Consider the following 13,308-nt stretch of genomic DNA (forward strand, 5'->3'; position numbering starts at 1 on the left):
TAGTGAATCGACAAAAAACAACAGCCACTTACTTTGTTCCTGACGAACCCAGTGATAACGCACACGCTGAAATAAGCTCTCAAGAGTTGATCAGGCGTTACCGTTACATAATCTACGGCGGCCTGCTTCTTATCATCTTACTGACACTTGGTAATGCCGCCTACCTAAGCAATCAAATCAAAAACCAAGTTCTTAATGAAGAAGAGCACCATGGTGAAGAGACATTACAGGCTTTGACTCAAACGATCTCTGTCTCTTTAAATCATATCGACAGAATGCGCTCTTCAATTGTCTCGGCACGAGCTCTTCCTGAAATCACACCACAAAATGATGCGATAGAGTACCTTGCCGAGCAAGGTAACAAGACATCAAATCAAGGGTTATGGGATTCAATTCCTCAACCGCTAAAAGATTCCGTTGGCCAAGTATTTGTTCTTAGTGACATAAGAGACATCACTTTTGATCTCGCCTCGTTGCTTCCAATGATGCCAGCCGTTGTTGCAACTCACCGGCAACATAGTGAGTTCCAATGGAGCTATTACTATGATGCCGATAAAGCACTCACTCAACTTTATCCATGGGTCAGTCACGATGATATTATTGCAGCAACAGAAACAGACAACATGGATGACGCTCTGGCAGTTATCTATGAAGCGGGCGGAACATTTCCATTAGATCTTGTTGGGCCAGAAAATAACAGTAACGGGCAAAAAGTTTGGACTCCACCGTATATGGATGCAGGGGGTAAAGGGATGATGGTCTCTTTGCTCGCACCTGTATACGATGAGCAAAAATTTGTTGGCGCAGTAGGCACAGATATCACTCTCAAAGTCCTCGATAATATTTTGATCGAGATGCACTCAGCGTTAGGTCATTTCGCCATTGTTGATCAAGATGGAACCGTTATTGGCGATAGTGAAGGGAATCTAAGTGGAAAGACCGAGTCCGTTAATCAAAGCGATGTATTATCTTTAGTTTCTGCTGGCGAAGCCCATGAGGTAGCAAGTGGGGAAATTCAAGCGGTACAAAATGGCTACTGGATCAGCTACCCTCTTGCCGATACGCCTTGGAGCCTAGTTCTTGAAATCAAAAGCACCAAAATTCATCAGTATATCTTTGAAACTATCATTCCTTTCCTCATTATGGGTGGCCTATTTGCCATACTACTACTGTTTATTGTGCTTTATCAGCATTGGAACTTTAGCCAACCAGCCCTACAACTGGCTCAATTTGTCGAGGAACTACCTAACCAAGACGCTATCGTTATTCCAAAAATCCCGAACAGATGGCAATACTGGTTTGACAGTGCAGCCACCACAGAGAATGATCGAAGAGCGCACCTTTCGACCATAAAAAAACAAACAGAAGAGCTTGAGCTACGTGTTGATGAACGTACTCAAGAGTTGCAAGAAACACTAAAAACACTAAAAACAACTCAGGATGAACTTATACGTTCTGAAAAACTTGCAGGTCTAGGATCACTTGTTGCGGGTGTTGCTCACGAATTAAATACGCCAATTGGTAACGCATTACTTGTGGCCAGCTCCCTAAGACAGTTTAATCAAGAATTTATTACAGCAACGCAAGAAGGCTTACGTCAATCTGTTCTAGATAATTACGTCACCCAAAGTAGTGAATCGGCTGATAGCATCGAACGAAACTTACACCGCGCTGCCGAGCTCATAACCAGTTTCAAACAGGTCGCAGTCGATCAAACCAGTTACCAACGTCGCCAGTTCAATCTACCCGAGATATTGCATGAGCTACGTGTCACCATGATGCCGAATTTATCTCGACATCAGATAGTTCTAGAAGAGAAGCTATCCGGTACTATCTCTATGGACAGCTACCCCGGCCCGCTGACTCAGGTTCTGATGAATTTACTCACCAACACCATTGCACATGCATTTTCAGATCAGCCAAACAAACTGGTGGTGATTACCTGCTCAATACTTAATGACCAAACTGCAATCATTGAAGTAAAAGACAATGGCCACGGTATCGAAGAGGCAAATCTATCTAAAGTATTTGACCCATTCTTCACGACTCGATTAGGTGAAGGAGGATCAGGTTTAGGGCTAAACATTGCTTACAATGTCGTGACTGGCTTACTTGGCGGTGAGCTCAAAGTAGAGAGTGCGTTAGGAACAGGCACCAGCTTTACGTTAGAGCTACCACTGGTTGCCCCTTCTACCGAGCCAGAGACTTAAGCTTCAAATTAAATCTCTACCTATCATCTATCAAGCTAGCAATTACCATTTGTTAGCTTGATTCCTTCTAGCAACTCTTTCTTTGCATTGAGCGAAAAGTTAAACTAACGCCAAGATGATTAATATGGAAAGACCATGGCAAAGTTAACCCTACAAGAACAGATGCTAAAAGCAGGCTTAGTAAACGAAAAGAAGTTGAAAAAAGCTAAGAAAGGCGCGAAAAAGTCACGAGTTCAAGCGCGAGAAGCTAAAGCCGCTGCTGAAGAAAACAAAACCGCTCAACAAGAACGCGATAAAGAGCTAAACCAGCAACGTAAAGAGCAGCAGTTGAGCAAAGAGATGAAAGCTCAAGTGAAACAGCTGATTGAAATGAACAAGCTTGAACTGAAAGGCGACATCAAATACAACTTTACTGATGGCACAACCGTTAAGTCTCTTTATGTAGAGTCTTTAGAACGTGAACAGTTGATTAAAGGTATTCTTGCTATTGCTCGCTTTGGTGAGAGCTATGCCGTTATTCCTGGTGGCGTTGCCGATAAAATTGCCATGCGTGATGAAGAAACGATTATTGAGAACAATACATCTGATGAAGAGATTCCAGCAGAAGATGACCCATACGCAGATTTCGTCGTCCCAGATGATTTGATGTGGTAATCGAGCTTATCTTTTACTAGATCAAAAAAACCGTTCATTGTGAACGGTTTTTTATTATGCGCTTGTTTACTTAGATCATCTGCTAGCCGCGACGAGGAGCAAACGCCTTCACGCCAACACTGGTTAATGCGTGTTTAACCGCATGTATAACGTGCATGTTTGGATCCGGTTGTTCACCTTTTGCCACTTTTAGCATTTGCGCTTCCCACCAAGAGAGCATTGACACAATATTAAGATAACGCCAACCGCATCGACGCATGTCATTTTGATAAATGTCATCAACACCCCTTATCACTTCATTTGGCAGATTCGGATTCAATATTAGCGGTCGACCTACACCGACCATATCGATACCATCTTCTATCGCAGTTTCCATTGCCGACTTTTGTTGAAAGCCACCGGTAACAATCAAAGGGATCGTGAGATCTTTTCTCGCGCCACGCGCAAACTCCAAAAAGTACCCGCCAGCTTTTTGGCCATCACCCGTCATTGACTGAGATTCATAAGTACCGCCCGAGATTTCAATCGCATCGATACCGACAGATTCCAACGCCTTCATCACTTCTATAGCGTCACTTTCACTGTAACCACCTTTCTCAAAATCTGATGAATTAAGTTTAATAATAAGTGGGTACTCATCGCCCACTTTTGCACGGATAGCGTGGTAAACCTCCATCAGAAAAAGCTGACCATTTTTCCATTTGTCCGTGCGTTGGTTATGTCGAGGTGATAGAAATTGATTAATCAAATAACCGTGTGCTCCATGAATTTCGACACCATCAAACCCTGCGTTTTTACAAAGTAGAGCCGTTGTTGCAAATTGGCCTATCACGCGTTGAATGTCTTCCTCCATCATTTCGCGTGGCATGTTAAAACCGCTCGCCAAAGGCCCTTCAATACCAATAGCTGAAGGCCCCATTGGTTGTGAATCTAAAAACTTAGGGACTTGTTTTCCTGGGTGATTAATTTGCGCAAAAAATCTTGAGCCATTGACCTTCGCAGCTTTAACCCAATGTTTAAAAGGTTCGATGTCAGACTGTTCATCCAAAACGATATTTAGTGGCTCACCTAAGGCATTTCGATCGATCATGATATTTCCCGAAACCATTAAACCTACGCCACCATTTGCCCAAGAGCGATACAGATTACCAAGTAACTCATGTTTTGGGTTGCCCTCTTTGTCTGCCATTTGCTCAGACATTGCAGGCTTAAAGATACGATTTGAAATAGATAACTGATTGATTTTTGTTGTTGCGTTTAACATAAACACCTAAATTAGACCGGTCGTCTATTTTGTGATTAAAAAAATATTGGACACTACGCCCAATAACAATTATTGATTATTCAATTTCGCTTACGTTAAAGACCACGTTCAGCGGGTACGTTCATTAACCTGACGAAATCTTGGATATTCTTTTTAAACTGCTGTTTATCGCGAACCAGATGAAAACGTAGTACTGTGCCTTCCCAGTTCGCCCAAAACATTGAAGCCATCGATGACGCCTCGACATCCAACCTAAATTCACCGCTGTTTTGTCCTTGTTCAATTAACGAGACAAAAAGGGAAAACCAGCGTTCATAGATATCATGTAGCTTTTGTTGTAAATCTGGTAACCCTTCGTTTGCTTCGATAAATAGATTACCAATGACACAACCTGAAGCGTCATCTCTGTCAAACATCGCCTCAATTTCTTGGTCATAACTCTCTATGATCGTTGAAGATATTGATGCTGTATTATTTTTCAAAGCTTGTTCAAAGCGCTCGAAACGAACAGAAAAATACTGTTCTAAAACCGCTACAGCAAACGCTTCTTTACTTTTAAAGTAGTGATAAAAAGAACCTTTAGGGATCCCTACTTCATCTAAAATCATTTTGATGCCAACAGCACTATAGCCATGACGCGCGAAGAGTTTTTCTCCTGCTTCACAGATCACAGCCTGACTGAGTTGCTTTTTGCTCGACATATATAATCTCATCTCTGATTTTTCAGTATGGTATATAAAAATAGACCAGTCGTCTAGCTTGAATTTGTATTTAATGAAACTAGTGTATTTAGAGCTACAAAAAATACAAAAAGCCGGATGGCAGCAAAGCTCCCATCCGGCTTTTAAACAATCATTAGAAGCTGTTTCCCTCTAATGTCAAACTCAATATTAGATTACAAGAAGTAGCTATATGTTAGCTTTAACTCACGCCCTTGGTCATTGTGGCCAAAGCTCTGGTTTGCATCGTCAAAGTACTCAGTGTACGTGACTTTACCCCAGTGTTTACGGTTGCTGCTTATTGGCATTTGGTACACAGTATCGAGCTGAAGTGTGTTAATCGTGCCCATATCACCACCAAAGTCTAAGCTACTGAATTGTGGATTGATCTGGATATGAGTACCGTTTTCATGCAAGTAGATTGAGTTTAAGAAGTTAAATTGAACTCCATAAGTCGTAGAGTCTGCTCCTGCGAAGTCCTTTGCAAAATCACTGTTTTGACCAACAGCCGCCGCTAAAATTGGGAATGATAACCAATTATCGAATGGCGTCGTCATTCTAATTAGACCACCAACAGCAAATAAGCGGTCCATTGGAGCGCCGTCAACAAAGCTTGTCTCAACGTAGTCAAAAGACATACCAAGCATTGGAGCACTTTCCCACTCTGTACGTTTTACTTCAAAGTAACGTGCGCGAAACTGAGAGATATCAAAGCTATCGTCTGCAGGGAAGGTATTCGCGTTTTCCTGGCCTGATAAAGCAATACTGCCTAAAAACAGATTACCATTATCCTTTGCACCCGACATTTGTCCGACGAGCTGTACATAATTATTGTCATCTTCACCTAAACTTTGAACGCCGTAAGTAGCGCTCACAACAGAAGAGACTTTTGTGTGGTCACCTGGATCAGGTGCGTTTTCTTCAGCAGTGTCATCTGCGTTTACGTAGGTAGTTAGTGGAAGAAGTAATGCTAGTAATGAAAGTTTCTTAGTTACAGCCATGATTCAAACCTATTATTGTAATTAAAGTGTGATTATTTCCTACGCACTCTAAGGAATCGGTTTATTGGCATATAGCTAAATAAAACAAGATAAAATAAAAAAAAATAGTGGCGCAGCGTAACTACAAGAAATAGCACAGGAAAATATCAACTATAATGTCTACGAGGCTCACAATTATAGAAACATACAGCTAATCAATATAAATATTAATTTATAATTTATTTGTCGAATAATGTAACAACCGATAATTTATTTGTTGTGGATCAAAATAATGTACTCAAGTAGTCCCGTAGTATTCACTCTGCCATTCACGCTGTATAAGGGTCTCTCTTAATGACACAACCTTTTCTTGAGCCTCCCATCTATCAAGTGGCTGGATTTCAATACTCTCCCACCTCTGGCGCTATAAAAAACGAAGAAGATAAAATCATTCGATTGAGAGCAAGAGAAGCGAACCTTCTTACTGCTTTAATAGATTCTTTCCCTGATATTTTATCTCGCCAATCAATCGAAGAGCAGTTATGGAAAGGCTCATACGCGACCAACGCCACAATAAATCAAACAATTAAAGCGTTACGATTTTCATTAGAAGATGATCAAAGAGCGCTAATACGCACCATCCCTAAGCAAGGGTACGTGTTATCAAGCAAGCCTCATTTGATTAGTGAAGAACTCGATCTAACAGTGATACAACATGAGCCTAAAGTTGAACATGTTGAATCATCAGGGATCGATAAGCCACGCTTTCAGCTCACATCTCTCTTTTCTCCATTTCAAATTGGCTCTATCAGTATCATTAGTTTGTTATTGTTTTCTATAGGTTATCAGGGGGTGCTGTCCACTGAACACGATCGCACAAGCCATAAGGTTGGTCCGCATTGGATGCTATTTAAACCGACATTTGGGGAGTTAGAGAAGTTGAGTCTTCAAGACGATGTGCCTTCCATTGTTTCAAAGAATGAAAGTTATTATCGAATCTGCCAAGAAGTCAAAGGGGTGACTCAATGCAAAAATCAATGATAGTAAAGCTTACAATAGCTCTACTTGTTCCTTTGTTCGCTTTTGTAATTGGACACGAGCTACATGACCCATTAAACAAGCTTGTCAGTCAACACGAAGGCGTTTGGGAAGGAAAGTCCATCCTTTCCGAACATTCAGGGGAAGTCATCAGTCACACAACACTTGTTGTCAATAAAGACATTCGAATATCAATCGACAATCAGCTAGGTACTAGTAATTATACATTTGACGCTTCTTTAGTTTTAACTGAATCAGATAGTGAATATGTTCGTCTTGAACTTACGAATCGACAGGTCACAGGATTAGACGCCTTTCAGAAAGAAACGGGAATTCGTATGCCGACTACGGGGAATCTCGTTGAACTTAATATGTGGCGACTTGAAGAGAATAGAATGTTTATGGACGTGACACTCAACAGCGGTAAGCATGCTTCATACATATTAACCAAGACCAGATAAGCTTCTGAAATTTCTTGTTTTATATTTTTTTTCACTCTGTATATTATTTTTTTGCTTTCAAGAATACTTTTTATTGTTGGATGATAGGTGCCTTAGCACGGTCTAATAGTTGTGTTCAAAACCAATTTGAAATAACAACTTCCGAGCAACGGCTCTACAACAATTAAGGTATCCACAATGACGGTATCAGTGTCAACCAACCCTACAGCAGACAAAACAGGATTAGCCAAATGGTTTCCTCTTATTGTTCTGCTTGCAGCGCAATTTTCTACAATGGCAGACAACTCTGGTCTTGCTATTTCAACCGAAGCATTAATCGCACTTCACGGTGCAACAATGCCTCAAATTCAAATGGCTAACGCAATGTACCCTCTTATTGCGGGTGCAGGTATGATTGCCGGTGGTCTTATTGGTCTAATCATTGGTTGGAAGCGCCAAATGATTATCGGTGCAGGTATCCTTTCTGTTGCATCATTCGCCGCTGCTTTTGCTCCAAACATGGAAGTTTTGAACTACGGTGCTCGTGTTGGCTCTGGTCTAGGTGCGTGTCTACTTATCCCTGCGGTATTGGCTAATGTCGCTGGTATTTACAAAGGTAAAGACCAAGCAATTGCGTTCTCTGCTATTGCCGCATTAGTTGGTTTGGCAAGTGCACTAACTCCACTAATCTTTGGTTTCATTCTCGATGTAGCAAGCTTCAGCGTAGCATTCGCCGGACTAGGTGTTTACTGTGCGCTAGTTATGCTAGGCAGCATGAAACTTCCAGAACTTCCAAAAGCTGCATTCAAAGGTAAATTCGACATCGTTGGCGTACTGCTAGCGGGTGCAGGTCTACTGTGTTTCGTTACTGGTCTTCTAAAAATTGCAGATTGGGGCTTCATTGCGCCACTAACCGATTTCTCTATCATCGGTATTTCACCTGCGCTTCCTATGGTTGCTCTTGGTGGTGCTCTGATGAAACTTCTAATGGTTTGGGAGCGTAAATTTGAAGAAGCAGGTAACACGCCTCTTCTTCCACAATCTTATGTAACTAACCCTCAAGTTGTTGTTGGTCTTGTACTTTGTGCAACTATCTTCTTGTTATTCGGTGCTACTGGCTTCATTAATATTTCTTACATGCAACTAGTGGCGGGAATGAGCGCTCTTGCTTCTGGTATCGCACTATGTGCATTTGCACTGGGTATGATGATTGGCTCTCTAGGTGCTCCTGCTAAACTTGGTCACCTAACATGTCAACGCGTTTGTCAGCTAGGCTTCATTGTTGCAGCAGCTGGTACCGCTCTGATGTTCTTTGGCTTCACTAAAGACGGCATCACTATCTGGCAATACGTTTCTCTACTAGTATTTGGTACTGGTGCTGGCCTTCTAGCATCACAAGCATCAATTGTTGTTACTTCAGCTCTTAGCGAGCAAGAAGCAATGCAGTCAGGCGGTATTCAAGCAACTTCACGTAACATCGGCCAAGCATTTGGTGTTGCAATCCTAGGTTCAGTGATGCTGTTCTCTCTAACGGGCGAAATCAAGAAAGGCGTTATGGACCACGATGCTCTTTCAGCGGAAACGAAGCAAATCATTGTTGAAGCTCCATCACTACCGTTTGTATCAAACGATATGGCGCTTGACCTAATGGTTAAAGCTGAAATCCCAGTGCAAGAACAACAAACGGTTGTTGCAGTAATGGCTGACTCTCGTCTAGCTTCAGTAAAGTATGCATTATATACACTGATTGCCTTGATGATGGGTGGTTTGGCTCTATGTTCTAAATTACCTCAACGTTCATTGATGGGTAGTTCAGAGTAATATTTAAAGCCCCAACTATGGTTGGGGCTTTTTCATTTAACCTAAACCTTAACTTATGAGACACCTGTAAATTGAACTTACTGTGTTATAGTTATTTTTAATAATTGGAGCGAAAAACCATCTTTTTGTTTATGCATAGGAAGCCTTGAAACTCATAGAGAGCTTATGTTTTTAATAAGAAAGACTCTTAACGAGAAAGTCACTAAACGAAAGAACAATAATTATGACTACTCCCTTAACTGATATCCAAAAACGACTTCTAATCATTCTCTGCCTTGCACAGTTTACTATCTCAGCCGATATAGCTAACTTGTCCATTGCAACCTCTACACTCGTCTCTACATTCCAAACTGATATTTCAGCCATAAAAACACTGGGTACTATTCAGCCTTTAGTTGGCGCAGCGTTAATGTTGCCCGCAGGTCTAATAGGCTTATTCATTGGCTGGCGAGTCATGCTCATCGCAGGGGCTGTTATCGGATTCGTAGCGACACTTCTATTTGTTACTGCACCCAATGTTGGATTTGTTACTTTCTTAGCAAGGCCACTAACCGGCATATCCTCCGCTTTACTATTACCCGCCATTCTCGCGCTTGTTTCCGCACGGTTCCCAGGTAAAAGTCGCGCTTTAGCCTTTGGGGTTCTCGCAGCCTCGGCTGGTTTAGCTGCCGCAGTAGTGCCTATGACCAGTGGCTTTATGATGGATAATGCTTCTTGGTCCCTTCCCTTTATTTTTATTAGCGGCTTCTACTTACTCACGACGATTTTTGCTATTCGTGGTATCCCTCCTATTTGCACAGAGAGCCCTGAGTCTTTCGATTTTAAAGGAGTTGCACTAAGTTCTTCGGGAATAGTACTCGTAGTTCTTGGCCTGATAAAAGCACCAAGTTGGGGGTTAACGAAAGCAAACCTTAAGGCTGAAATTCCAACATGGTATACCGATATTACCCAAATAAGCCCATCGTTGATTTTGGTTCTGCTTGGTCTAGTATCACTATTTACTTTTTACTTTCAGCAACGACACCGAGAAAAAAATCAAAGAACGGCCTTGCTACCTACACATTGGTTGAAGAATACTCAGTGTGGATGCGGATTTTTATTGCTCGCCTTTATGTATATGATTTTAGGCGGTGTTAGTTTTACCATTATCACGTATTTACAAGTTGCAATTGCATTAAGTTCTTCTCACTCTGGCTTTATCATTCTCCTCTTTTCCATTTGTATGATTGCCTTCTCAGTCATTAGCCCTATTCTCTTCAAATCCAAATCACCTAGATTCTTATGCTCGACCGCTTTCATAGGTTTAGCATGCTCTGCGACTATCCTGATGCTTTCTAGCGGCACCACTTACATACATGTACCTTTCTACTTCGGTATGCTGCTTACTGGTGCTTCAATGGGAGTATTGGCTTCGCAATGCCCTGCGATCATTACCAACGCTCTAGGTGAAGCGGACGCCGCTCAATCAAGTGGGTTACAAGCAACGATTCGTAACATTGGGCTTGTTCTTGGGATCTGTTTGATCGGTGGTACTCAACAATGGGCATTAGAGCATTCCGTTCGACAGCACAGCGAACAGTCGAAAGAGATATTCCCACAACACTTTGTCACTCAGATTAAGGAAAGCCCTACACTTCCCTACCTAGATGACATTAGAGTTTCAAATATTGCAGACTCGTACGGCATGGACCACCAGCAAATAGACACCTTGCTTATTTTAAATGCGGACTCAAGGCTGACAAGCTTCCAAAGAGCATTAATGATGATGATATTTTTAGCCAGTTTAGGGGTGATCACTAGCACACGATTAACGAAAGAAGTATAAGGCTACTTCTATGAAAAATAGTTACCCATAAGCGGGTTAATACAGAACCTATTACTCCGCTTATAATTTATTTAATAACAACTTTCGCTTATTATTCACTCTCTTCTTAACCTGCTTTACTTCTATACTATACAATCGATGCTTTCAGTATTTATTACCCCTCACCCTCACATGTCACCAATCCACTAATCCACTAATCCACTAATCCACATAAGTCTCTGTGCTTACTGATCAAAAGGCATCCAGCATGAATCCTATTCACATAGAACAGCGCAATGATAAATAACAAGTCAAATTTCAGTCCAAGCCACACTAACTACAACAAATAATATTAAACCGAATTAAATTAATATGTAAATAATTATAAAAAGTAGGTTTAAGGAAGATTTGACAAAGCCTCGTCCTCATCGATATTTAATTAACAAATGTATTTATATAATCATCACTTCAATATTAAGCACAACGACGTTAATACGTGGTGCTAAAAACTTTAAACCCACAGATTATTATTGAGAACGTATTTATGAAAATGGTAAAAGAAGTTGCAGCGTGCAGCGTTATCGGAACAGTGGTGATGGTCGGATACGGTATTGCTTGGAACTGGGTTACTGTAGAAAATGTCGGCATGGGTGCAATATCGGCATTGATCATGGCAGTTATTGTTAAACTCTCGGTGGCTTTCGAAAAAATCACTTCTGCCTTTTGTTTAAAACAAAAGTCTCTTGCTAAAGCAAAACGTGTGTTTACATCTTGGCTTATCTTAGTTGGGTCTAAAGTCGCAGCAATGGGCACAATTGTTATATTGTTCGGTGAGCAAGTTCAGTTTTCTGGCCCGGCAAGCGGTGTAGTAGCGTTTTATCTAACTATCATGTCAATACTTATTATCGAATCTCTACTAGGAAAAGCTATTAATAAACACAAATTAGACCCTATCACAGACTAAAATAATAAAGCACCTCCCCCTAATTCCCTGTTATGAATGTGACGCATAGCAGGGCTTTTTGTTTGTGCGCTTCAACCTATCGCCCAAACCCGAATAATTAAAACAGCTCAACATCGCTACAGTCATCGTCTTTAGGTGCTTCTTCACTTGGTACCGTTAACATATCGGCATTTTCAATTTTATAGACTAACTCCTCTAACGTTCCTTTCATCTGGGTTAAATCATCTTTAGCAAACTCCATCCGTTTTAAACCCGATTTAAACAGTGCAGACAACGCTTCCTCTTGTTCATACGAAAGCCCTAGAAAGTGATAACTGGCATTCAACTCTTCATTAGATTCATTTAGGTTTTCCTCAGAGATAGCATCAAACTGATCAATACGAGTTGATACCTGCTGAGCCGTGTTCGCTATATCTTTAACGATGTCTAACATCATATTTTGTCGTCTAATATCTTGATATTTAGCCTCTAACCCTTCAATAACAAAGGCATATATATCTCTAATTTGGCCAATCAATCGCTCATCGTCGGGAAGATTCTTGATAAGAACCGCACAGTTTTTATCATTAAAAATCAGCCTATTTCCAAACTGGAAAATGCGACCTTTCGTACGCAATAAATCAAAAATGTTACGCTCAATGGGGTTAACTACCCCTGTCTTATTGTCAAAGTAATGCTCTTCTCCATCGCGAACGACCATTGAGGTATGTAAATCCATTGAATTCGCTGTCTGAAACACAGTAAAGCTAAGTTGTTCTACATACTGACAATAGGAAAGATTGCGGAAAAACTGCACAACAAGCCCATGTTGGCTGGCTTCCTTCATAAATTCTGTTGATGCCGATCTCGCCTCTTCGTAATCTGAGCGAAGTTTGTTTTTTTCAATTAAGTAGTTATCTATAACCCGCAACTTAGCCGTCAACTCTTGATATTCAAAAGGACGGACTAATACATCCGTAGCACCCACTTCATAGGCTTTTAATCGCTCATCCATTGAGGTGTTTTCTGTAATAAAAACCACAGCAAAATCTTGGTAAGCTTCTAGTGACTTTAGACCTTTATAAAAATCAATGGTTGGCTCTTTGTTTAGATGAGTATCTAGCAAGACGATATGGGGTTGGTGCGTTTCAATGAGGTCCTGTGCGCAATTAAAGTTTGAGGCAACATCGACCTCGTAACTTCCTTTTAATTGCTCAACCATTTTATTGCAAAATTCAACATCTGACTCGATGATCAATAACTTATGTAAATCAACCATGACTTTTCCTATGCCAACTACGTTCTGGATATCTCTTTTTTGTATATAAGAGATTTCTTTATTAGTTGAGTGTAGCAGTTGCTGTATTAGATCAAGGACTTTATGCGATCTTCACACAATAACGTTCTTGTTTAATGGCTCCGTAGGTTTAATACT

11 protein-coding genes are annotated in these 13,308 nt (G+C 41.0%); 7 read left to right on the plus strand and 4 right to left on the minus strand.

Annotated features, from left to right (window positions below; translation table 11 throughout):
- The first annotated feature begins 2 nt into the window (after positions 1-2).
- Both L4D20_RS14035 and L4D20_RS14040 read left to right on the plus strand, forming a co-directional pair.
- The gene (locus L4D20_RS14035) at positions 3-2,210 is read left to right on the plus strand and encodes a sensor histidine kinase (protein ID WP_428802227.1); all 2,208 of its coding nucleotides are present in this window, start codon (positions 3-5) and stop codon (positions 2,208-2,210) included.
- A gap of 135 nt (positions 2,211-2,345) precedes the next feature.
- The gene (locus L4D20_RS14040) at positions 2,346-2,864 is read left to right on the plus strand and encodes a DUF2058 domain-containing protein (protein WP_428802228.1); all 519 of its coding nucleotides are present in this window, start codon (positions 2,346-2,348) and stop codon (positions 2,862-2,864) included.
- Positions 2,865-2,946: 82 nt separating this feature from the next.
- Here L4D20_RS14040 and L4D20_RS14045 read toward each other — a convergent pair whose 3' ends face one another.
- The 3 genes from L4D20_RS14045 to L4D20_RS14055 all read right to left on the minus strand — a co-directional run bounded on the left by L4D20_RS14045 (position 2,947) and on the right by L4D20_RS14055 (position 5,848).
- Entirely contained in the window at positions 2,947-4,128 is a 1,182-nt protein-coding gene (locus L4D20_RS14045; protein WP_428802229.1) for an NADH:flavin oxidoreductase/NADH oxidase family protein, read from the minus strand.
- A 95-nt stretch (positions 4,129-4,223) separates the two neighbouring features.
- Complete coding sequence (locus L4D20_RS14050) at positions 4,224-4,829, minus strand: TetR/AcrR family transcriptional regulator (RefSeq protein WP_428802230.1); 606 nt, start codon at positions 4,827-4,829, stop codon at positions 4,224-4,226.
- A gap of 194 nt (positions 4,830-5,023) precedes the next feature.
- Positions 5,024-5,848 carry a hypothetical protein gene (locus L4D20_RS14055; protein ID WP_428802231.1) on the minus strand — a complete coding sequence of 275 codons (825 nt, stop codon included), beginning with the start codon at positions 5,846-5,848 and terminating at the stop codon, positions 5,024-5,026.
- Positions 5,849-6,181: 333 nt separating this feature from the next.
- Here L4D20_RS14055 and L4D20_RS14060 point away from each other — a divergent pair, with 333 nt between their 5' ends.
- From L4D20_RS14060 to L4D20_RS14080, 5 genes are all read left to right on the plus strand, one after another.
- On the plus strand, positions 6,182-6,868 hold the full coding sequence (locus L4D20_RS14060; protein WP_428802232.1) for a winged helix-turn-helix domain-containing protein: 687 nt from the start codon (positions 6,182-6,184) through the stop codon (positions 6,866-6,868).
- The gene (locus tag L4D20_RS14065; protein ID WP_428802233.1) at positions 6,853-7,326 is read left to right on the plus strand and encodes a hypothetical protein; all 474 of its coding nucleotides are present in this window, start codon (positions 6,853-6,855) and stop codon (positions 7,324-7,326) included. Before L4D20_RS14060 ends, L4D20_RS14065 begins: the two co-directional genes overlap by 16 nt.
- Before the next feature lie 177 nt (positions 7,327-7,503).
- Entirely contained in the window at positions 7,504-9,126 is a 1,623-nt protein-coding gene (locus tag L4D20_RS14070; RefSeq protein WP_428802234.1) for an MFS transporter, read from the plus strand.
- Positions 9,127-9,349: 223 nt separating this feature from the next.
- Positions 9,350-10,951, plus strand: a complete 1,602-nt coding sequence (locus L4D20_RS14075; RefSeq protein WP_428802235.1) for an MFS transporter — start codon at positions 9,350-9,352, stop codon at positions 10,949-10,951.
- 523 nt (positions 10,952-11,474) lie between these two features.
- Complete coding sequence (locus tag L4D20_RS14080; RefSeq protein ID WP_428802236.1) at positions 11,475-11,894, plus strand: hypothetical protein; 420 nt, start codon at positions 11,475-11,477, stop codon at positions 11,892-11,894.
- 97 nt (positions 11,895-11,991) lie between these two features.
- On the opposite strand, the gene L4D20_RS14085 is transcribed toward L4D20_RS14080, so the two are convergent.
- Positions 11,992-13,152, minus strand: coding sequence for a response regulator (locus L4D20_RS14085; protein WP_428802237.1), 1,161 nt, complete (start codon positions 13,150-13,152; stop codon positions 11,992-11,994).
- Positions 13,153-13,308: the final 156 nt, after the last annotated feature.

Origin of the sequence: Vibrio kyushuensis (assembly GCF_050337325.1) — a bacterium.
Classification (GTDB): domain Bacteria; phylum Pseudomonadota; class Gammaproteobacteria; order Enterobacterales; family Vibrionaceae; genus Vibrio; species Vibrio kyushuensis.